This is a genomic window from Variovorax sp. VRV01 (assembly GCF_014852545.1).
GTDB classification, from domain to species: Bacteria; Pseudomonadota; Gammaproteobacteria; order Burkholderiales; family Burkholderiaceae_C; genus Variovorax; species Variovorax beijingensis_A.
Genome location: NZ_JACVBS010000004.1, coordinates 326,052 through 345,349 on the forward strand (window position 1 = coordinate 326,052; position 19,298 = coordinate 345,349).

Below are 19,298 nucleotides of genomic sequence, written 5' to 3' on the forward strand. Positions count from 1 at the left end.
AGGTTCTGGATGCGGGGCTTCAGCGGATATCGCTGTCCCCTTCCAGCAATTTTCGCGCAACGATCACGCGCATGATCTCGTTGGTGCCTTCGAGGATCTGGTGCACGCGGGTATCGCGCACCAGCCGCTCGAGCGGAAACTCGCTCAGGTAGCCGTAGCCGCCGTGCAATTGCAGCGCATCGTTGCAGACGTTGAAGCCCGCATCGGTCGCAAAGCGCTTGGCCATGGCGCAGTAGGTGCTGGCATCGGCATGGCCCGCATCGAGCTTGCTTGCCGCGAGCCGCACCATCTGCCGCGCGGCGACCAGTTCCGTCGCCATGTCGGCCAGCTTGAACTGCAGGGCCTGGAAGCTCGCGATCGGCTGGCCGAACTGCTGGCGCTCGTGCAGGTAGCGGCGCGCCGCATCGAGCGCGCCCTGCGCCGCGCCCACCGAGCAGGTCGCGATGTTGATGCGCCCGCCATCGAGCCCCTTCATCGCGATGCGAAAGCCCTCGCCTTCCTTGCCCAGCAGGTTCTCGGCCGGCACGCGCACGTTGTCGAAGCTGATGGTGCGCGTGGGCTGGCTGTTCCAGCCCATCTTGTGCTCCTTCTTGCCGTAGCTCACGCCCGGCGCGTCGGCCGGCACCGCAAAGGCCGAGATGCCGCTGGCGCCCGCGCCGCCCGTGCGCGCCATGAGCACCAGCACGTCGGTCGACCCGGCGCCCGAGATGAAGGCCTTGCCGCCGTTGATCACGTACCCGGCGCCCTGCAGCTCGGCGCGCGTCTTGAGCGAGCCCGCGTCCGACCCGGCGCCCGGCTCGGTGAGGCAGTAGGAAGCCAGCTTGCGCCCGCTCGTGAGCTCTTCGCCCCATTGCTGCGCCACCGCGTCGGTCGCCCAGGTGCCGAGCATCCAGGTCGCCATGTTGTGGATCGTGATGAAGGCCGTGGTCGAGGGGTCGACCGCGGCCATCTCCTCGAACACCAGCGCAGCATCGAGCCGCGGCAGCCCGAGGCCGCCGATGCGCTCGGGCGCATAGAGCCCGCAGAAGCCCAGCTCGCCAGCCTTGGCGATGGCCTCCTTCGGGAAGATGGCCTCGGCGTCCCACCGTGCCGCATGCGGTGCGAATTCGGCCTGCGCAAAATCGCGTGCGGTCTGCGCAAAGGCGTTCTGCTCTTCGGACAATTCGAAGTTCATTGTTCGCGACCCTTCCAGTGGTCCAGCTCGGCCGTCCGTTTCCGGGTCGATTCCTCCAGACATGAATTGAACACCAGCGGCCAGATGGAGCCGCCTTCGCTCGCTTTCGAGGCCCGCTTGCAAGAGGGGTCGCGGCCCTTGAGCCAGGCGCGCTGCTCGGTGCGCAGCGCGACGCGCATTTGCGGCGGGAGCGTCTTCATCACCTCGCCGTAGCGGATGTTGAGCGCGGCGTCGGCGGCGCGAAAGTCGCGCACCGCGCAAGCGTTCATCTGCTGCTGGTTGCCGTCGGGCCTGCAATCCAGCGGGTTTGCATCATCGGCCGCATGCGCGCCGGCGGCGAGCAGGAGCAGCACGGCCGATGCCGCGACAGCGCAGAACGCGCGGCTCACTTGAGACTGATCGTGGTGTTGACGCCGTGCGAGACGGTGCTGTCGTCGAACCAGCGTGCCGTCACGGTCTTGGTCTGCGTGTAGAACATGATGACCTGCTTGCCGTACGGGCCCAGGTCGCCGAGCTTCGATGCGCGCGAACCGGTGAACGAGAACATCGGCACCGGCACCGGGATCGGCACGTTGATGCCGACCTGGCCCACGTCGATGTCTTCCTGGAAGCGGCGCGCCGCGGCGCCCGACTGCGTGAAGATCGCCGTGCCGTTGCCGTTCGGGTTGCTGTTGATCAGCTCGATGGCCTCGTCGATGTTCTCTGCATCGGCCACGCAGAGCACGGGCCCGAACACTTCCTGGTCATAGATCGTCATGCCGGGCTTCACGCCCGAAAAGATCGTCGGGCCCACGAAGTTGCCCTTCTCGTAGCCGGGCACCGTGGGCTTGCGGCCGTCGAGCTCCAGCTTGGCGCCGTCGGCCACGCCGCGTTCGATGAGATGGTTGACACGGTCGTAGGCTGCACAGGAAACCAGCGGTCCCACGTCCACGCCCTTCTCGGTGCCCGCGCCGATCTTCAGCGTCTTGGCCTTCTCGATGAGTTCGGGCACCCAGTTGCGCGCCTCGCCCACCAGCACCGCCACCGACACCGCCATGCAGCGCTGGCCGGCCGCGCCGAAGCTCGCGCCGGCCAGTGCGTTGAGCGTCTGCTCCTTGTTGGCGTCGGGCATCACGATGGCGTGGTTCTTCGCGCCCATCATGCATTGCACGCGCTTGCCGGCCAGCGTGGCGCGGTTGTAGACGTGCGTGCCGACCTTGGTCGAGCCGACGAAGCTGATGGCCTTGATGTCCTTGTGGTCGCAGATGCCGTTGACCACCGCTTCGCCGCCATGCACCACGTTCAGCACGCCGGGCGGAATGCCGGCCTCGAGCGCCAGTTCGGCGAGGCGCATCGTGACCATCGGGTCTTGCTCCGAGGGCTTCAGCACGAAGGTGTTGCCGGTGACGATGGCCATCGGGAACATCCACAGCGGAATCATGGCCGGGAAGTTGAACGGCGTGATGCCGGCGCACACGCCCAGCGGCTGCAGCAGCGTGTAGGTGTCGACGCCGTTGGCCACGTTGTTGGCCAGCTCGCCGAGCTGCAGGTTGCCGATGCTCGCGGCATGCTCCACCACTTCGAGGCCGCGGAACACGTCGCCCTCGGCGTCCGGCAGCGTCTTGCCCTGCTCGGCGGTGAGGATGGCGGCCAGCTCGCCCATGTTCTCGCGAATGAGCTGCTGGTACTTCAGGAAGATGCGGGCACGCGCGCCGATAGGCGTCTTGCGCCAGGTCTTGAAGGCGTCCTTGGCGGAAGCCACGGCGGCATCGAGCTCGGCCTGCGTGGCAAACGGCACGCGGGCCAGCACTTCCTGCGTGGCCGGGTTGACGATGTCGCGCCATTCGCTGGTCTTGGATTCAACGAATTTGCCGCCGATCAGCAGTTTGACGGTGGCGACCTGGGTCTTGGGGGTGGTGGTGGCGTCCATGGGGTTTTGTCTCCTGTGAATACGGGGCCTGCATGCAGGTTCAACACGCATCCTAGCTTTGCAGATTTGCCATGACAATAGACAAATATGCGCCATTGCTTTGCAAAAATGCAGAGCCCACCCAAGAACACGCGAACACATGGACTGGGACAACCTCCGCTACTTTCTGGAACTGGCCCGCTCGGGCACGCTGATGAGCGCCGCGCGCCGGCTGGAGGTGGACCACACCACGGTGGCGCGGCGCATCCAAGCGCTCGAAAAGGAAGTGGGCGCGCCGCTTTTCTCGCGCGAGTCGGGTGGCCACCGGCTCACCGAGGCGGGCCGCAAGCTGCAGCCGCAGGTCGAGGCCATGGAAAGCGCGTTCCAGGCGGTGGAGAGCACCGCACCGGCCTCCCAGGAGGGGCTGTCGGGGTTGATCCGCATCGGCGCGACCGAGGGCTTCGGCACCGTGGTGCTGGCACCGCAGCTGGCGCTTTTCGCGCAGCAGCATCCCAAGCTCACCATCGACCTGCTCGCGATGCCGCGGCTGGTGCACCTGTCGCGGCGCGAGGCCGACATCGTGATCTCGCTCGAGCGGCCGGCGCGCGGACCGGTGGTCGTGACCAAGCTCACCGACTACACGCTCAGGCTCTATGCGTCGAAGAAGTACCTGGCCGCGCACAAGCCCATCAAGACACGCGAAGACTTGCGCGGCCACATCTTCATCAGCTACGTGGACGACCTGCTCTTCAGCAAGGAGCTGCAGTACCTGGACGAACTGCACCGCCCCGATGCCTTCGCGCTGCGCAGCACCAGCGTGCTCGCGCAGCACCGCGCGGTGCTGGCGGGCGCGGGCATCGCGGTGCTGCCGGCCTTCATCGCGGAGAACGACGGCGCGCTCAAGCCCGTGCTGCCGGGGCAGGCGAACTTCACGCGCACGTTCTGGATGTCGATGCCGGCGGAGACCAAGCACCTGGTGCGGATGCAGGCGGTGTGGGAGTTCCTGCGCGAGACGGTGCAGGCACAGCGGCAACTGCTGCTGCCCGCGCCCGCATGACGCCGAAGAATCAGCGCCGCGGCGGCGCGAGGTCCGGAAAATTCAGCGCCACGAACTCGATCACGAACTCCTGCGGGTCCGCGCGCAGCTGCTGCTCTTCTGCCCGGTCGAGGTAGCTGCGCCAGAACTGCCGGATCTGGTCCTGCACGTCATCGGCAAAGCCCATCTGGGTGCCGACCATCTCCTGCCAGGTGCCGCTCGCATTGAAGGTCTGGGCGAGCGTGGGCTCCAGCGCCTCGAGCTTGGCGCGCTTGGCGTCGTCGAGCTGGTCGATGGCGTCCAGCACCAGGCAATCCACCAGCCGCAGCAACGGCCTTCCTTCGTATCTGTTCGTCGTCTGCATGCGCCAAGTTTCTCATTGCCCGGGGCCGCTAGGACGTCGGCCAGGCCGGCGCATGGCTGCCCGGCGGCATCGACGGACGCGGCCATGTGGCCGGCGTGCGCGACAGCTGCGCGCCGTGGCGCAGCGCGGTCAGTTCGCCGAAGCCTGAGGCCGAGGTCTCCAGATAGGGCTTCAGGTCGGGCCGGGCGATCGACAGGCCGCCAGCCACGCGACCGAGCCCGCGCAGCCATTGCCCCGTCTGCGCCAGCGACACCTGCACATGCCAGCTGCCGCCCTCCTGCTGCTGCCGCCAGAGCGCCGCGGCCGCGCCGAAGGCGATGAGGTAGCCCGTGGCCTCATCGAGGATCTGCATCGGCAGCGGCTTCGGCTTGCCGTCGCCGGCCGCTTCGCCTTCGGCGTGGTTGAAACCCATGGCGGTCTGCACCAGCGAATCGAAGCCGCGGCGATGCGCCCACGGGCCTTGCGTGCCATAGGCCGTGAGCGACACGCACACGATGCCGGGTCTCAGCCGCGCGAGTTCCGCCGGCCCAAAACCCAGTGCCGCGATGCCGCCGGGCCGGTAGCCCTGCACGAAGACATGGGCCTGCGCGGCGAGCTGCCGCAGCACGGCGCGGCCCGCCTCGGTGCGCAGGTCCACGTGCGCCGACAGCTTGCCGCGGCTGGTGTCGGCGATCGATTCGATGTTGGGCAGGTGCGGCGAATTGACGAGCATCACGTCGGCGCCATAGGCCGCCAGCGCGCGGCCTCCCACGGGGCCCGCGAGGATGCGCGTCAGGTCGAGCGAGCGCAGGCCCTCGAGCGGCCGCTGGTCTTCGCGCAGCGGCGGCAGCACGCGCGGCGGTGCATCGCCGATGCGCTCGATCGTGAAGAGCGGCTGTGCCGCAATGGCCCGGCCCTGCGGCGTTGCGTCCCATTCGTCGAAGCGGCGCAGCGCGGTCGCCACCAGGCCTTGCGCGGCGGCGGCGTCTTCGAAGTCGAGCGCGCGCCACGTCGCCATGGCCGCCTCGGCCTCGGCGCGCGTGGCGGTGGCCGGATCCAGCTTCATCAGCCGCAGCGCGCCGTCGCGATGGTGTGCGAAGTTCGCGTGGATGCGCACCCAGCCGTCGGCGCAGCGGTACAGCCCGGAGAAGCTGTCCCACAGCTCGGGCACGCGGCCGTCGAGGCTGAACCAGCCGGTGCAGTCGAGCGCCGCGTGGCGCATGTCGACGGCCACTTCCTGCCGCCCGGCGCCGCGCAAGTGGCCCAGTTCGCAGGCCGCGAGTGCCGCCGCCGCGATGGTGCTCTGCGCGGCCGCACCCACCGCGAAGGACGACGGCAGCACCGGGTCTTCGCCCGTGAGCCGCGCTTGTTGCAAGGCCTCGGGCGGCAGGCCCGCCCGCTGCCAGATGCTGTCCAGGGCGTCGCTCGCATTCATTTCATTTCTCCAGAACGTCCAAAGCAAAAAGGCGGGGCCCGCTCTCGCGGCCCTGCCCTTCGTCGCCGTTGCGCCGCCGCCCTACTGGATCAGCTTGGCGCCGGTCTTGGCCTGCAGCGCGTCGAAGCTCACGCCCGGCGCGAGCTCGACCACCTTGAGGCCTTCGGGCACCACGTCCATCACGGCCAGGTCGGTGATGATGCGGTCGACCACGCCCACACCGGTCAATGGCAGCGTGCACTTCTCGAGGATCTTGAGGTCCTCGGTGCCGTCCTTCTTCCTGGCGACGTGCTCCATCAGCACGATCACGCGCTTCACGCCGGCCACCAGGTCCATGGCGCCGCCCATGCCCTTGACCATCTTGCCCGGGATCATCCAGTTGGCGAGGTCGCCCTTCACGCTGACCTGCATGGCGCCGAGAATCGACAGGTTGATCTTGCCGCCGCGAATCATCGCGAAGCTGTCATGGCTGCCGAAGATGGCCGAGCCGGGGATGGTGGTCACGGTCTGCTTGCCGGCGTTGATCAGGTCGGCGTCGACCTGGTCTTCGGTCGGGAACGGGCCGATGCCGAGCATGCCGTTCTCGCTCTGCAGCCACACTTCCTTGTCGCCGACGAAGTTGGCCACCAGCGTGGGAATGCCGATGCCCAGGTTCACGTAGAAGCCGTCTTCGAGTTCTTGCGCCGCACGCGCGGCCATTTGGTCTTGGGTCCAGGGCATCTCAGGCTCCTTTGTTGTTCTTGACGGGGGCAGGCACTTCGCTGCCGGCGGCGGCCTGCGCAATGGCGGCCTGGGCTTCGACCTTGGCGGCCGCGGCGTCGGCCGGCGCGGCGGCGCTCACGGTGCGCTTCTCGATGCGCTTCTCGGGCTTGGCGTTGAGCACGATGCGATGCACGTAGATGCCGGGCAGGTGGATGTCGTCAGGGGCCAGTTCGCCCACCTCGACGATCTTCTCGACCTCGACGATGCAGATCTTGCCGGCCATGGCGGCGGCTGGGTTGAAGTTGCGCGCCGTGAGTCGGAAGCGCAGGTTGCCCGACTTGTCGGCCACGTCGGCCTTGACCAGCGCCACATCGGGCACCAGCGAGCGCTCCATGACGTAGGTTTCGCCGTCGAACTCGCGCAGTTCCTTGCCTTCGGCCACCTGCGTGCCGACGCCGGTCTTGGTGAAGAAGGCCGGAATGCCCGCGCCGCCGGCGCGCAGCTTCTCGGCCAGCGTGCCCTGGGGCGTGAATTCGAGCTGCAGTTCGCCCGCGAGGTACTGGCGCTCGAACTCCTTGTTCTCGCCCACGTAGGACGCGATCATCTTCTTGATCTGGCGCGTCTCGAGCAGCTTGCCGAGGCCGAAGCCGTCGACACCCGCGTTGTTGGAGATGCAGGTGAGATCCTTGACGCCCGAGTCGTGCAGCGCGTCGATCAGCGCCTCGGGAATGCCGCACAGGCCGAAGCCGCCGACCGCGAGCGTCTGCCCGTCGGCCACGACCCCCTTGAGTGCCGCGTCTGCGGAGGGATAAATCTTGTTCACTCGGGCTCCTTGATGGATGGTGGAGAGTTGGCGTAAAGCCTTTTGCAAGCCTTGAACGATACTACGTAGTCGCATACGTAGTATTTCGTAATGGTGACCCCCGATGCCCGAGATCGACTACCGGCTGGCTTTTGAACATGCGCCCGTCGGCATGGTGGTGTCGAGCAACCGCACCATCGTGGCCTGCAACGAGCGGGTGTGCGAGATTTTCGGTGCAACGCCCTCCGCCCTGGTCGGGCATTCGTTCAGCATCCTGTACCCGAGCGTGGTCGAGTTCGAGCGCATCGGCAAGCGCATGGAACCGTTCCTGAACGCCAGCGGCCGCTATGCCGACAACCGCATGATGAAGCGCCTGGGCGGCCTGCACGGCGCCATTGCCGGCGAGACCTTCTGGTGCCACGTCACGGGCCACGCCATGAACCGCGCCGCGCCGCACGAGGCCGGCATCTGGACCTTCGAGGACCTGGGATCGCGCCGCGCGGTCAAGGCCGAGCTCACGCCGCGCGAGCGCGAGGTGGCGGCACAGGTGATGCGCGGGCTGACCTCGAAGGAGATCGGCAAGGCGCTGGGCATCAGCCACCGCACGGTGGAACTGCACCGGGCGCGGCTGATGCGCAAGTACGCGGCGGCGACCACGGCGGAGCTGGTGCAGAAGCTCATCGCGGGCTGATCGTTGCAGAAACGGAAACGCGGTGTCGGCGAAAGGCCTGCGCCACGGGGCTCGCCGATGGCTATCTTGGAGGCATGCGGGCACTCCGCCCGCAGTCACTCAGGAGCCGTTATGACCACACCCCTTCATTCCGAGAAGAACCTGCTGCTGTCGTCCAAGCTGTCGGTTGCACGCGCGCATGCGCTCGCCGCCCACCGGCTGCCCGTGACGCTCACGCTGGCAGCCATCATCCTGTCTGTGCTCGGCGTCAAGCCGTAGCCCGTCAGTCGGGCTTGATGTCCGCCGCCTTGATCACCTTCGCCCAGGCCGCCAGTTCCTGGTCGACGAACTTGCCGAGCGCCGCCGGGTCCATGTAGGTGGCGAAGGCGCCCTGCTCGTCCACCTTCTTGCGGAACGGCTCGCTCTCGACGATCTTCTTGATCTCCGCACTGAGCTTGTTGACGACCTCGGGCGGCGTCCTGGCCGGTGCGAACACCGCGAACCACGACTCCACCTCGTAGCCCGGCAACCCCGCCTCGGCCGAGGTCGGCACATCGGGCATCGACGGATGGCGCTTGCTGCCCGTGTACGCCAGCGGCTTGATGCGCCCGCCCGCGAAATGGCCGATGACCGAGGGCGGCGTGGTGATGAACATGTCGACGTTGCCCGCGATCAGGTCGTTGATGGCCGGGCCCGAGCCCTTGTAGGGCACGTGCGTCATCGGCTGCCTGGCCTGACGCGACAGCAGCTCGCCCGCGATGTGCTGGATGGAGCCGTTGCCCGACGAGGCGTAGAACAGGCCGCCCTCCTTCTTCTTCTTGCCGTAATCGATCAGCTCCTTCATCGAGTTCACGGGCAGCTTGCCGCTCACCGCGACCACGTGCGGCGCGCGCATCACCAGCGCCACCGGCACGAAGTCCTTGGTGGGGCTCCACTTGATCTGCGGAAAGAGCGCGGGGTTGCCGACGTGGTAGCCCGAGTACTGCATCAGCAGCGTGTAGCCGTCGGGCGCGGCGCGCGCCACCGCCTCGGTGCCGATGTTGCCGCTGGCGCCGGGCCTGTTGTCGACCACGATGGGCTGGCCCAGCGCGCGCTGCAGCGGGTCGGCCACCATACGCGCCATGATGTCGGTGGACCCGGCAGGCGCGGTGGGCACGATGAAGGTGATCGGTTTCGAGGGCCAGGTGTCGGCACTGGCCGCGCTGGCCGCCAGCACGAGGCCTGCGGCCATCAGAAGGCGATGGGTGGATTTCATGGTTTGTCTGTCTCCGGTGTTTTTAGGGTTGCATTCGAAGCCGGCGCGTCAGGGCGCCAGCTCGGATATCTCGATGAGATTCAGGTCGGGATCGCGCACGTAGACCGATCGGATGCGCGAGGTGGCGCCGGTCCGCATCACCGGGCCTTCGAGGATCGGAACGCCATTGTTCTTCAGCCGCGCGATCACGTCCTCGAGCGGCACGCTCGCGATGAAGCACAGGTCCAGCGAGCCCGGCGTCGGCACCTGCGCCTTGGGCTCGAACTCATGGCCCTTCACATGCAGGTTGATCTTCTGGTTGCCGAAGCGGAAGGCCTTGCGGTTCGCGCCGAAAGTCTCCAGCGCCATGCCCATCACGTCGACATAGAAGCGGGTACAGGCCTCCTCGTGAGCGGTGGTGAGCACCAGGTGGTCCAGATGGTCGATCATGCGTGCAGCTCCTTGGCCCGGCGCGCATGCGCGCGCGCCGCGATGTCGTTGAAATCCGCCGGCGGCGCATGCCGCGTGAGCCGGTGGCCGGCGCGGGAAACCTGGCTCGGCAATTCGTGCTGCACCAGCGCTTCGAGTTCCGAGGCGGCATCGATCAGGCCGTCCAGATCCATGCCGGTGTCGTAGCCCATGCATTGCAGCATGTGCACCACGTCCTCGGTGGCGACGTTGCCGGTGGCGCCGGGTGCATAGGGGCAGCCGCCGATGCCGCCCAGCGACATGTCGAGCCGCTCGATGCCCGCCTCGACTGCCGCCACCGTGTTCGCGAGCCCCATGCCGCGCGTGTTGTGAAAGTGCGCCGTCCACTGCAGGCCGGGATGCCGCGCCATCGCGGCCTCGCAGACGGCCTGCACCTGCGTGGGAAAAGCCATGCCCGTGGTGTCGCACAGCGTGATGCCCTGCACCTGCAGCGCCGCGAAGCGGTCGATCCATTCCAGCACCGCAGCCATCGGCACCTCGCCTTCCATCGGGCAGCCGAAGACGCAGGAGAGCGACACGTTCACCGGCACGCCGGCCCGCCTGGCCAGCGCGATGACCTCGGCCAGCTGCGCGAACGACTGCTCGCGCGTCATGCGCAGGTTGCTGAGGTTGTGGGTCTCGCTGACCGACATGACGATGTTGAATTCGCCGATGCGGCTCTCCAGAGCGCGCTCGGCCCCGCGCAGGTTCGGCACCAGCGCGGTATAGACCACGCCCGGCCGGCGCACGATGCGCTGCATCACTTCCTCGCCATCGCGCAGCGCCGGAATCGCCTTGGCGGAGGTGAACGAAGTCACCTCGATCTTGGCGTAGCCCAGCGTGCCCAGCCGATCGACGAGCGCGATCTTGTCGTCGGTGGGAATGAAGCGGCCCTCCATCTGGAAGCCGTCGCGCGTGGCCACTTCGTTGATGAAGAGCCGCTTGCCCTTGCCTTCTTTCATACGGCCTCGCTTTCTTCGGTGCGGCGCGCCGGCCAGCCCGCGCCCTGCAGCTCATCGGTGTGTTCGCCGAGCCGCGGCGCGGGATGCGCGATGCGCCCCGGCGTGGCGCTGAGCTTGGGCACCACGCCCGGCACCTTGAGCATTTCGCCGTCGGCGGTGGCCGTCTCGACGATCATCTGGCGCGCCAGGTACTGCGGATCGGTGGCGATGTCGGCCACCGTGTAGATGCGCCCGACCGGCACGCCGGCCGCATCGAGCACCGCGAGCACCTCGTCGCGGCTGCGCTGCAGCGTCCAGGCCTCGATGGCGGCATCGATCTCTTCCACCCGCTGCACGCGGCCATCGTTGTGCACGAGCTGCGGATCGTTCTCCAGGTCCGCGCGGCCGATGGCGCGCATCAGCCGCCTGAAGATGCTGTCGCCGTTGCCCGCCACCAGCACGTAGTGGCCGTCATTGCACTTGTAGGCATTGGTCGGCGCAATGCCCGGCAGGGCGCTGCCGGCGCGCTCGCGCACCGCGCCGAACGCGTCGTATTCGGGCAGCAGGCTTTCCATCACATTGAAGACCGACTCGTAGAGCGCCACGTCGATGAATTGCCCCTCGCCGCCATGGACCGTGCGATGGTGCAGCGCCGTGAGCACGCCGATCACGCCATGCAGCGCCGCCAGCGTGTCGCCGAGCGAGACGCCCACGCGCACCGGCACCCGGCCCGGCTCGCCGCTCAGGTAGCGCAGCCCGCCCATCGATTCGCCGAGCACGCCGAAGCCCGGCTTGTCGCGGTACGGCCCGGTCTGCCCGTAGCCCGAGATGCGCAGCATGATGAGCCGCGGGTTGAGCGCATGCAGCTGCTCCCAGCCCAGGCCCCAGCCTTCGAGCGTGCCGGGCTTGAAGTTCTCGATCAGCACGTCGGCCTCCAGCGCCAGCGCGCGCACGGCCTGCTGGCCTTCGGCGCTGCGCAGGTCGAGGCACACCGAGCGCTTGTTGCGCGACTGCACCTCCCACCACACCGAAGTGCCTTCGCGCAGCAGCCGCCACTTGCGCAGCGGATCGCCGACGCCGGCCGGCTCGACCTTGATCACGTCGGCGCCGAATTCCGCGAGCGTCTTGCCCGCGAACGGGCCGGCGATGAGCTGGCCGAGCTCCAGCACCTTGAGGCCTTCGAGTGCATTCATCTTGCGTCTGTCTCCTGGTTGGTTGCCCCAACTCTAGGAACAGATCGCGGCGAGCGGAATTGCTTTGATGGCAGGAGGCCTTCGCAAAATGCGAAGGCTTTCTAGAATGGACGGATGGCCGTTCCCATCAACCCCGCCCGCGTCGACTTCGTCACGCTGCGCCTGTTCTGCGCCGTGGCCCAGTCGGGCAGCATCACCAAGGGCGCGGAAGCCTGCCACCTGGCGCTCTCGGCCGCCAGCCGGCGGCTTTCGGACTTCGAGGCGGCCACGGGATCGAAGCTGCTGGAGCGCAGCTCGCAAGGCATCGCGCTGACCCCGGCCGGCCACGTGGCCATGCAGCATGCAATGCGGCTGTTCCAGGGCTTCGAGCAGTTCAGCAACGAGCTCGGCGACTACTCGAGCGGGGTGCGCGGCCATGTGCGGCTGTGGGCCAACATGTCGGCGCTCACCGAGTTCCTGCCGGCCACGCTCGCCGCCTTCCTGGGCCAGCACCCGGACATCCGCGTCGAGGTCGAGGAACAGCTGAGCGGCGACATCGTGCGCGCGCTGGTCGACGGCCTGGCCGACGTGGGCGTGTTCGCCGAGAACACGCCAGCCTACGGGCTCGACGTGGCGCCGTTCCAGACCGACGAGCTGGTGGTGCTGTGCGCCCGGCAGCATCCGCTCGCACGCACCCGCCGGACCGATTTCAAGACCTGCCTCGCGCATGAGTTCGTGGGCCTGAACCGCAGCAGCTCGCTGCTCGAACTCACTTCGCGCGCGGCCGAGCAGGCCGGCATTCCGATGCGACTGCGCGTGCAGGTGCGCAGCTTCGATGCGATGTGCCACATGATCGCGGCCAACCTCGGCATCGGCGTGGTGCCGCTCGCGGCCTGCAAGGCGCAGGTGAACGCACTCGGCCTCAAGGTGGTTCGGCTCAGCGACGCCTGGGCCGTGCGCCGTCTGCTGATGGCGACCAAGACGGGCGAGACCTTGTCGCCGGCGGCGCAGCTGCTGGTGGGGCAGTTGATGGCGTCGTCCAACTGAAAACGAGACCGGAACGGTCTCCTTGAAGCATCAGCCCTAAGGCAGCTCGAACCCCGCCTTGAGCGTCTCGCGCAGATGGCTCACGAACAGGTTGACCGCGCGCGGAATGTGCAGCGAATAAGGCCGTATGGCGTAGATCTGGTCGGCAAAGGCGCCCGTGGGCTGCCAGTCGGAGAGCACCTCGACCAGCTTGCCCGCCTGCAGGCCCGACTGCGCGCTGAAGTCGGGCAAGAGCGCAATGCCCAGCCCCGCCTGGGCCGCGTCGCGCAGCGCCTCGCTGTTGTTGGCCGCCAGCGGCCCGGCAATGGGCACGGTCACGCGCTCGGCCTGGCGCGCGCGGCCGCCACGCCGCTCGAACGACCACACGTTGGTTTCCTGCCCGCGCGGATAGTGCAGGCAATCGTGCTCGGTCAGCATGGGCGGCGCCAGCGGGGTGCCGCGGCGGCGCAGGTAGGCCCGGCTGGCCACCAGCACCGAGCGCGTGTCGCACAGGCGCCAGGCCACGTGCGTGTCGGGCGGCGATGCCGCATGCCGCACCGCCAGGTCGAAGCCTTCCGTGGCCAGCGAACTCAGCCGGTCGGAAAGCTCCATCTCGATGCGGATCGACGGATGCGCCAGCAGAAAATCGGCGAGCCTGGGCAGCAGCTGCTGCCGCCCCAGCGCCACCGGCGCGGTGACCCGCACCAGGCCGCGTGGTTCGCCCGCATGGTCCCGCGCCTGCAGGAAGCTGTGGGCGATCTGCTCGAAGGGCTCGCGCGTCTGGTCGACCAGCTGCTGTCCGGCCTCGGTCAGCCGCATGCTGCGGGTGGTGCGGCGCACCAGGGTCACGCCCACGGCGCGCTCCAGCTCGGCGATGCGCTGGCTCATGGCGGCCTTGCTCACGCCCAGGCGCGCCGCGGCGGCGGTATAGCTGCCCTGCTGGCCGAGCACGATCAGCCAGTTCAGGTGCATCCAGAGCGATTCGGCTTTTTGCAGATCCATGGTGGGATTGTTCACTATAGCGAACAAACAGTTCAACTCCAGCGTCTAGGCAGGCGCCCTTCCCCTTTCTAGACTGGCGCAATCACTTGACCTGGGACCCTCCATGACCACACAGATCGCGCATTTCATCGGCGGCCAGCACGCCGCCGGCACCTCCGACCGCACGCAGGACGTCACCAATCCGGCCACCGGCAAGGTCACGGGCAAGGTGGCGCTGGCCGTCCAGGCCGACGTCGATGCCGCGGTGGCCGCCGCACAGGCCGCCTTCCCCAAGTGGGCCGACACGCCGCCGATCCGCCGCGCCCGCGTGATGTTCAAGTTCCTGGAACTGCTGAACCTGCACAAGGACGAGCTCGCGCACATGATCACCGCCGAGCACGGCAAGGTGTTCACCGACGCGCAGGGCGAGGTCTCGCGCGGCATCGACATCGTCGAATTCGCCTGCGGCATCCCGCAGCTGCTCAAGGGCGACTTCACCGACCAAGTCTCCACCGGCATCGACAACTGGACGCTGCGCCAGCCGCTCGGCGTGGTCGCCGGCATCACGCCCTTCAACTTCCCGGTGATGGTGCCGATGTGGATGTTCCCGGTGGCCATTGCCGCGGGCAACACCTTCGTGCTCAAGCCCAGCCCGACCGACCCGACCCCGTCGCTGCGCATGGCCGAGCTGCTGAAGGAGGCGGGCCTGCCCGACGGCGTGTTCAACGTGGTGCAGGGCGACAAGGTGGCGGTCGATGCGCTGCTCGAGCACCCCGACGTCAAGGCCGTGAGCTTCGTGGGCTCCACGCCCATTGCCAACTACATCTACGAAACCGGCGCCCGCAACGGCAAGCGCGTGCAGGCGCTCGGCGGCGCAAAGAACCACATGGTGGTGATGCCCGACGCCGACATCGACCAGACGGTGGATGCGCTGATCGGCGCGGGCTACGGCTCGGCCGGCGAGCGCTGCATGGCCATCAGCGTGGCGGTGCTGGTGGGCGACGTGGCCGACAAGATCATTCCCAAGCTCGTCGAGCGCACGAAGACGCTCAAGGTGCTCGACGGCGAGAACCTCGCGGCCGAGATGGGCCCGATCGTCACGCGCGCGGCGCACGAGCGCATCACGGGCTACATCGCCCAGGGCGAAAAAGAAGGCGCGAAGCTGCTGGTCGACGGCCGCCAGTTCGATGGCAGCAAGGCTGGCGACGGCTGCGGCGACGGCTTCTGGATGGGCGGCACGCTGTTCGACCACGTCACGCCCGAGATGCGCATCTACAAGGAAGAGATCTTCGGCCCGGTGCTCTCCTGCGTGCGCGTGGCCAGCTTCAAGGACGCGGTCGACCTGGTCAACGACCATGAATTCGGCAACGGCGTGAGCTGCTTCACGCGCGACGGCAACGTGGCGCGCGAATTCAGCCGCCGCATCCAGGTGGGCATGGTCGGCATCAACGTGCCGATCCCGGTGCCCATGGCATGGCACGGCTTCGGCGGCTGGAAGCGCAGCCTGTTCGGCGACATGCACGCCTATGGCGAGGAAGGCGTTCGCTTCTACACCAAGCAGAAGTCGATCATGCAGCGCTGGCCCGAGAGCATTGGCAAGGGCGCCGAGTTCGTGATGCCCACCGCCAAGTAGAAGATGCAGCGGCGGCCGGCACGGGGCATGCCGGCCTGCCCGCGGGCTAACGAAAGGCTGACTTGCTCCACGGCGTGGGAGCGGCCAGACTTGCGCATGAACCGGTGCCTGCGCCCATGACAGCAAGCAAGAGAGCCGCGCGAAGCCTGTCGGCCGTGCCGTCGACCTTGCGGATCCCGCTCGCCGCGCGCGCTTCGGGCGACGCGATGTTTCCGCAGATGGCCGTGCGCGACGCCTACGCCGCCTCGATCCTCGAGAAGATCCGCGACGAAGGCCATCCGCTGCCCGAGGACCGGACCACCATCTACAGCATCCTGAGCCGCACGCGGCGCTTTCGCAGCCTCGCGCAGGAGTTCCTCAAGCAGCATCCGGGCGGCCGCGTGGTGAACATGGGCTGCGGCCTAAGCCACTACTTCCAGTGGCTGGACGACGGAAGGTCGCGCATGACGGATGCCGACCTGCCCGAGGTGATGGCGCTGCGCCGCGAGCTGATTCCCGAGACCCACCCGCGCCACGATGCGCGCGAGCTCGACCTCACGTCGCCGCGCTGGTGGGACGCGCTCGAACTGCCGCGCAAGCGCCAGGCGCAGCCGGTCTTCCTCTTCACCGAAGGCGTCCTGATGTACCTTCAGCCGCAGCAGGCGCAGGCCGTGCTTGCGACCTTCGGCGAACGCGCGCCCGCGGGCTCGGTGCTGGCCTTCGATGCGGTCTGCTGGCTTGCCGTGGGCCGCGCCGCGCAGCATCCCTCGCTGCGCGCCACCGGGGCGGAGTTCCACTGGGGGCTGCGCAAGACCGCCGAGCTGACGCAGCCCCATCCGCGCCTGCGGCTCGACGCCACCTACCGGGTGCTCGAAGGCAGCGGCCTGGCCTACACCCTGTTCGCGCCACTGGTGCTGATGCTGCTCGGCCTGCCGCTCTATGCCGTCTACGCACTGGGCGTGGCCGACAGCGCCAATGACAGCGCCGATACATAAACGCACAAATTTCTCAAATCCCGGCCTTGTCCGGCTCGCGCTGCGCAGCTTGGCTGACGCGCCAAACCCCGCGGCCGCGGCATGCTCGCCGCTCCTGTGCGCGGAAAATCCAGGGCGCCGGCTGCATTAGGATGGTTTCCCCGGCCGCATCGGCTTCCGCTCATTCCTTTTCGTACTCCACGACGTACTCCCAAGACCGCAACCCTCAAGAAACACATGCTTGATCGCCGATCCTTCCTTGCCGCAGGTGGTGCCGCCGCCGCACTCGCCGCCCTTGGACTGCCCGAAGAGGCACTGGCCGCCAACGGCCTGAAGCTGAGCCAGCCTTCGCCCTTCTCGTTCGACCGCCTCGTGGCGCAGGCCAGGCGCCTGGCCGGGCAGCCCTATGCCGCGGCCGCGCCGCTCGCACCCGAGGTGCTCGAGAAGATCGACTACGACGCACACGGCAAGATCAAGTTCGACCCGGCCAACGCCCTCTTCCGCGACGGCCCGGGCGCCTTTCCCGTCACCTTCTTCCACCTCGGCCGCTTCTTCCAGACACCCGTGCGCATGCACGTGCTAGAGAATTCCGATGGCGACGCCTTCGCACGCGAGGTGCTCTACAGCCCTTCGTACTTCTCGATGCCGCCCGACAGCCCGGCGCGCGCGCTGCCAGCCGGCGCTGGCTTTGCGGGCTTCCGGCTGCAGGAAAGCCGCCTGGGCGACCAGAGCAAGCTCGACTGGCAGAAGAACGACTGGGTGGCCTTCCTGGGCGCCTCCTACTTCCGCGCGATCGGCGAGCTCTACCAGTACGGCCTGTCGGCGCGCGGCCTTGCGCTCGACGTGGCGGTGCCCGACAAGCCCGAGGAATTCCCCACCTTCACGCGCTTCTACTTCGAGACGCCGGCTGCGAACAACACCACATCGATGACCGTCTACGCGCTGCTCGAAGGGCCGAGCGTCACGGGCGTGTTCAAGTTCGTGATGCAGCGCGGCAAGGCCGTGATCATGGACATCGACGCACGCGTTTTCCTGCGCCGCGACGTGTCGCGCCTGGGCCTGGTGCCGCTCACCTCGATGTACTGGTACTCGGAGACCATCAAGCCCACCGCCATCGACTGGCGCCCCGAGGTGCACGACTCCGACGGCCTGGCCATCTGGAACGGCGCGGGCGAGCGCATCTGGCGCCCGCTCAACAACCCGACGCAGACGCGCGCCTCGGCCTTTGCGGACACCCGGCCGCGCGGTTTCGGGCTGCTGCAGCGCGACCGTGCGTTCGACAACTACCAGGACGGCGTCAACTACGAGAAGCGCCCCAGCCTCTGGATCGAGCCGCTGGGCGACTGGGGCGAAGGCTCGGTGCAGCTGATCGAGATCCCGACCGACGACGAGATCCACGACAACATCGTCGCCTTCTGGGTGCCCAAGGCCGAGGCCAAGGCGGGCGCGAGCTACAGCCTGCAGTACCGGCTGCACTGGACCGATCAGGAGCCCTTTCCCTCGCCGCTCGCGCGCTGCGTGGCCACGCGCATCGGACGCGGCGGACAGCCCGGCCAGCCGCGCCCGCCGGGCGTGCGCAAGTTCATGGTGGAGTTCGTCGGGCAGCCGCTCACCACCGTGCCCTTCGGCGTGAAGCCCGAGCTGGTGCTGACGGCGCCGCGCGGCAAGTTCTCCTACGTCTTTGCCGAGGCCGTGCCGAACGGTGTGCCGGGCCACTGGCGCGCACAGTTCGACTTCACGCCCGAAGGCAACGAGCCGATCGACATGCGGCTCTACCTGAAGACCGGCGACAAGACGCTGACCGAAACCTGGCTGTTCCAGTACCAGCCAGCCTGAGGCCGCCGATACTTCAGCGCCTGCCCGGCTGGTTGTAGGGCGCGAAGAGCTCCACCGCCCAATCGACGAGCACCCGCAGCTTCGCGCTCAGGTGCCGGTTGGTGGGATACACCACGTGCAGCGGATACGGCGGCGGCGCCCAGCCCTGCAACATCTCGACGAGTGCGCCGCTCGCGAGGTACGGAGCAGCCATCACGTCGAAGGTCTGCGCCACGCCCATGCCGGTGAGCATGGCCGTCAGGTGCGCGGTGCTCTCGTTCACGCCCACCACGGTGTGGCCATGGATCTCGATGCGCTCGTCGCCACGCACATAGCGCAGCGGAATCGGTCGGTTGCTCAGCGACGAGAAGTAGCCCACCACGCGGTGCGTGCCGTCGCCGAGGTCCGCCGGCGTCTTCGGCATGCCGTGGCGCTCCAGATAGGCCGGCGTCGCGCAGGTCACGAAGCGCAAGGTCGCGATGCGGCGCGCCACGAGCGACTGGTCGCTCAGTTCGCCCGCACGGATCACGCAGTCGACCGCATCGCCGATCAGGTTCACGGGCCGGTCGCTCACGCCGATCTCGAGCTCGATCTCCGGATACCGCGCATGAAACGCCGGCAGTTGTGGAATCAGGATCATGTTGGCAAAGGAGGACCCGACGTCCACCCTCAGCCGCCCGCGCGGATTGGCTTGCGCGTTGGTGAGGTCCGATTCGATGCCTTCGAGCTCCGCCAGCACGCGCGCGGTGCGCTCGTAGTACGCCGCGCCCTCGGGCGTGACCGTCACGCGCCGCGTCGTGCGCTGCAGCAGCTTCACGCGCAGATGCGTCTCGAGCTGCTGCACCATTTTTGTCACGGTGGGCTTGGGCATCTGCAGCGAGTCGGCCGCGCGGGTGAAGGTGCCCGCCTCGACCACCCTGGCGAAGACGCGCATGGCGGTGATCTGGTCCATCGCTGGATTATTAGTGATTCGTGAATAAACATATCCCTCGAGGCGTCTTGGTCCGCGAGCGGGTCGCGCCCAA

20 protein-coding genes are annotated in these 19,298 nt (G+C 67.9%); 7 read left to right on the forward strand and 13 right to left on the reverse strand.

Features of this window, described 5'->3' with window-relative positions; genetic code table 11:
- Nucleotides 1-19: 19 nt before the first annotated feature.
- From IB278_RS09850 to IB278_RS09860, 3 genes are read right to left on the reverse strand one after another with little or no spacing between them, the layout of a single operon-like run.
- Nucleotides 20-1,174: an acyl-CoA dehydrogenase family protein gene (locus IB278_RS09850; RefSeq protein ID WP_192323317.1), complete on the reverse strand. Its 1,155-nt coding sequence runs from the start codon at nt 1,172-1,174 to the stop codon at nt 20-22.
- Nucleotides 1,171-1,563: a lysozyme inhibitor LprI family protein gene (locus IB278_RS09855; RefSeq protein ID WP_192323318.1), complete on the reverse strand. Its 393-nt coding sequence runs from the start codon at nt 1,561-1,563 to the stop codon at nt 1,171-1,173. Before IB278_RS09855 ends, IB278_RS09850 begins: the two co-directional genes overlap by 4 nt.
- The gene (locus tag IB278_RS09860; RefSeq protein WP_145744716.1) at nt 1,560-3,083 is read right to left on the reverse strand and encodes a CoA-acylating methylmalonate-semialdehyde dehydrogenase; all 1,524 of its coding nucleotides are present in this window, start codon (nt 3,081-3,083) and stop codon (nt 1,560-1,562) included. Before IB278_RS09860 ends, IB278_RS09855 begins: the two co-directional genes overlap by 4 nt.
- A gap of 139 nt (nt 3,084-3,222) precedes the next feature.
- Here IB278_RS09860 and IB278_RS09865 point away from each other — a divergent pair, with 139 nt between their 5' ends.
- On the forward strand, nt 3,223-4,119 hold the full coding sequence (locus tag IB278_RS09865; protein ID WP_192323319.1) for a LysR family transcriptional regulator: 897 nt from the start codon (nt 3,223-3,225) through the stop codon (nt 4,117-4,119).
- Between the two features lie 10 nt (nt 4,120-4,129).
- On the opposite strand, the gene IB278_RS09870 is transcribed toward IB278_RS09865, so the two are convergent.
- From IB278_RS09870 to IB278_RS09885, 4 genes are all read right to left on the reverse strand, one after another.
- Nucleotides 4,130-4,462, reverse strand: a complete 333-nt coding sequence (locus tag IB278_RS09870) for a hypothetical protein (RefSeq protein WP_145744713.1) — start codon at nt 4,460-4,462, stop codon at nt 4,130-4,132.
- Between the two features lie 28 nt (nt 4,463-4,490).
- Nucleotides 4,491-5,876: a CoA transferase gene (locus IB278_RS09875; protein WP_192323320.1), complete on the reverse strand. Its 1,386-nt coding sequence runs from the start codon at nt 5,874-5,876 to the stop codon at nt 4,491-4,493.
- 81 nt (nt 5,877-5,957) lie between these two features.
- The gene (locus tag IB278_RS09880) at nt 5,958-6,596 is read right to left on the reverse strand and encodes a 3-oxoacid CoA-transferase subunit B (protein WP_145744711.1); all 639 of its coding nucleotides are present in this window, start codon (nt 6,594-6,596) and stop codon (nt 5,958-5,960) included.
- Between the two features lies 1 nt (nt 6,597).
- A complete protein-coding gene (locus IB278_RS09885) occupies nt 6,598-7,401 on the reverse strand; it encodes a CoA transferase subunit A (protein WP_145744709.1) in 804 nt (267 codons plus the stop codon).
- A gap of 103 nt (nt 7,402-7,504) precedes the next feature.
- On the opposite strand from IB278_RS09885, the gene IB278_RS09890 reads away from it, so the two are divergent.
- Both IB278_RS09890 and IB278_RS09895 read left to right on the forward strand, forming a co-directional pair.
- Nucleotides 7,505-8,071, forward strand: a complete 567-nt coding sequence (locus tag IB278_RS09890) for a LuxR C-terminal-related transcriptional regulator (RefSeq protein WP_192323321.1) — start codon at nt 7,505-7,507, stop codon at nt 8,069-8,071.
- A 111-nt stretch (nt 8,072-8,182) separates the two neighbouring features.
- Entirely contained in the window at nt 8,183-8,329 is a 147-nt protein-coding gene (locus IB278_RS09895; RefSeq protein WP_192323322.1) for a hypothetical protein, read from the forward strand.
- Between the two features lie 4 nt (nt 8,330-8,333).
- Here IB278_RS09895 and IB278_RS09900 read toward each other — a convergent pair whose 3' ends face one another.
- Genes IB278_RS09900 through IB278_RS09915 form a run of 4 tightly spaced genes read right to left on the reverse strand, consistent with a single transcriptional unit; the run spans nt 8,334 to nt 11,886 of the window.
- Nucleotides 8,334-9,305, reverse strand: a complete 972-nt coding sequence (locus tag IB278_RS09900) for a Bug family tripartite tricarboxylate transporter substrate binding protein (protein WP_145744704.1) — start codon at nt 9,303-9,305, stop codon at nt 8,334-8,336.
- A 48-nt stretch (nt 9,306-9,353) separates the two neighbouring features.
- The gene (locus tag IB278_RS09905) at nt 9,354-9,734 is read right to left on the reverse strand and encodes a VOC family protein (RefSeq protein WP_145744702.1); all 381 of its coding nucleotides are present in this window, start codon (nt 9,732-9,734) and stop codon (nt 9,354-9,356) included.
- Complete coding sequence (locus IB278_RS09910; protein WP_192323323.1) at nt 9,731-10,714, reverse strand: hydroxymethylglutaryl-CoA lyase; 984 nt, start codon at nt 10,712-10,714, stop codon at nt 9,731-9,733. Before IB278_RS09910 ends, IB278_RS09905 begins: the two co-directional genes overlap by 4 nt.
- Nucleotides 10,711-11,886 (reverse strand): CaiB/BaiF CoA transferase family protein, encoded by a 1,176-nt coding sequence (locus IB278_RS09915; RefSeq protein ID WP_145744698.1) that lies wholly within the window; start codon nt 11,884-11,886, stop codon nt 10,711-10,713. The genes IB278_RS09910 and IB278_RS09915 overlap by 4 nt, the downstream gene beginning before the upstream one ends.
- Nucleotides 11,887-12,000: 114 nt before the next feature.
- Here IB278_RS09915 and IB278_RS09920 point away from each other — a divergent pair, with 114 nt between their 5' ends.
- The gene (locus tag IB278_RS09920; RefSeq protein WP_145744696.1) at nt 12,001-12,912 is read left to right on the forward strand and encodes a LysR family transcriptional regulator; all 912 of its coding nucleotides are present in this window, start codon (nt 12,001-12,003) and stop codon (nt 12,910-12,912) included.
- 36 nt (nt 12,913-12,948) lie between these two features.
- Here IB278_RS09920 and IB278_RS09925 read toward each other — a convergent pair whose 3' ends face one another.
- On the reverse strand, nt 12,949-13,893 hold the full coding sequence (locus IB278_RS09925) for a LysR family transcriptional regulator (RefSeq protein ID WP_192323324.1): 945 nt from the start codon (nt 13,891-13,893) through the stop codon (nt 12,949-12,951).
- Between the two features lie 103 nt (nt 13,894-13,996).
- Here IB278_RS09925 and IB278_RS09930 point away from each other — a divergent pair, with 103 nt between their 5' ends.
- The 3 genes from IB278_RS09930 (at nt 13,997) to IB278_RS09940 (ending at nt 18,294) form a co-directional block, all read left to right on the forward strand.
- Entirely contained in the window at nt 13,997-15,505 is a 1,509-nt protein-coding gene (locus IB278_RS09930; RefSeq protein WP_192323325.1) for a CoA-acylating methylmalonate-semialdehyde dehydrogenase, read from the forward strand.
- Nucleotides 15,506-15,621: 116 nt separating this feature from the next.
- Complete coding sequence (locus tag IB278_RS09935; protein WP_192323326.1) at nt 15,622-16,479, forward strand: class I SAM-dependent methyltransferase; 858 nt, start codon at nt 15,622-15,624, stop codon at nt 16,477-16,479.
- Between the two features lie 216 nt (nt 16,480-16,695).
- Nucleotides 16,696-18,294: a glucan biosynthesis protein gene (locus IB278_RS09940; protein ID WP_145744688.1), complete on the forward strand. Its 1,599-nt coding sequence runs from the start codon at nt 16,696-16,698 to the stop codon at nt 18,292-18,294.
- A 13-nt stretch (nt 18,295-18,307) separates the two neighbouring features.
- On the opposite strand, the gene IB278_RS09945 is transcribed toward IB278_RS09940, so the two are convergent.
- Nucleotides 18,308-19,225, reverse strand: coding sequence for a LysR family transcriptional regulator (locus IB278_RS09945; RefSeq protein WP_192323327.1), 918 nt, complete (start codon nt 19,223-19,225; stop codon nt 18,308-18,310).
- Between the last annotated feature and the right edge of the window lie 73 nt (nt 19,226-19,298).

Bases quoted from the DNA above. Each gene is read 5' to 3' on its own strand.
- IB278_RS09850 (WP_192323317.1), bottom strand. From the start codon at position 1,174: ATGAACTTCGAATTGTCCGAAGAGCAGAACGCCTTTGCGCAGACCGCA.
- IB278_RS09860 (WP_145744716.1), bottom strand. From the start codon at position 3,083: ATGGACGCCACCACCACCCCCAAGACCCAGGTCGCCACCGTCAAACTG.
- IB278_RS09865 (WP_192323319.1), top strand. From the start codon at position 3,223: ATGGACTGGGACAACCTCCGCTACTTTCTGGAACTGGCCCGCTCGGGC.
- IB278_RS09870 (WP_145744713.1), bottom strand. From the start codon at position 4,462: ATGCAGACGACGAACAGATACGAAGGAAGGCCGTTGCTGCGGCTGGTG.
- IB278_RS09875 (WP_192323320.1), bottom strand. From the start codon at position 5,876: ATGAATGCGAGCGACGCCCTGGACAGCATCTGGCAGCGGGCGGGCCTG.
- IB278_RS09880 (WP_145744711.1), bottom strand. From the start codon at position 6,596: ATGCCCTGGACCCAAGACCAAATGGCCGCGCGTGCGGCGCAAGAACTC.
- IB278_RS09890 (WP_192323321.1), top strand. From the start codon at position 7,505: ATGCCCGAGATCGACTACCGGCTGGCTTTTGAACATGCGCCCGTCGGC.
- IB278_RS09895 (WP_192323322.1), top strand. From the start codon at position 8,183: ATGACCACACCCCTTCATTCCGAGAAGAACCTGCTGCTGTCGTCCAAG.
- IB278_RS09900 (WP_145744704.1), bottom strand. From the start codon at position 9,305: ATGAAATCCACCCATCGCCTTCTGATGGCCGCAGGCCTCGTGCTGGCG.
- IB278_RS09905 (WP_145744702.1), bottom strand. From the start codon at position 9,734: ATGATCGACCATCTGGACCACCTGGTGCTCACCACCGCTCACGAGGAG.
- IB278_RS09910 (WP_192323323.1), bottom strand. From the start codon at position 10,714: ATGAAAGAAGGCAAGGGCAAGCGGCTCTTCATCAACGAAGTGGCCACG.
- IB278_RS09915 (WP_145744698.1), bottom strand. From the start codon at position 11,886: ATGAATGCACTCGAAGGCCTCAAGGTGCTGGAGCTCGGCCAGCTCATC.
- IB278_RS09920 (WP_145744696.1), top strand. From the start codon at position 12,001: ATGGCCGTTCCCATCAACCCCGCCCGCGTCGACTTCGTCACGCTGCGC.
- IB278_RS09925 (WP_192323324.1), bottom strand. From the start codon at position 13,893: ATGGATCTGCAAAAAGCCGAATCGCTCTGGATGCACCTGAACTGGCTG.
- IB278_RS09930 (WP_192323325.1), top strand. From the start codon at position 13,997: ATGACCACACAGATCGCGCATTTCATCGGCGGCCAGCACGCCGCCGGC.
- IB278_RS09935 (WP_192323326.1), top strand. From the start codon at position 15,622: ATGACAGCAAGCAAGAGAGCCGCGCGAAGCCTGTCGGCCGTGCCGTCG.
- IB278_RS09940 (WP_145744688.1), top strand. From the start codon at position 16,696: ATGCTTGATCGCCGATCCTTCCTTGCCGCAGGTGGTGCCGCCGCCGCA.
- IB278_RS09945 (WP_192323327.1), bottom strand. From the start codon at position 19,225: ATGGACCAGATCACCGCCATGCGCGTCTTCGCCAGGGTGGTCGAGGCG.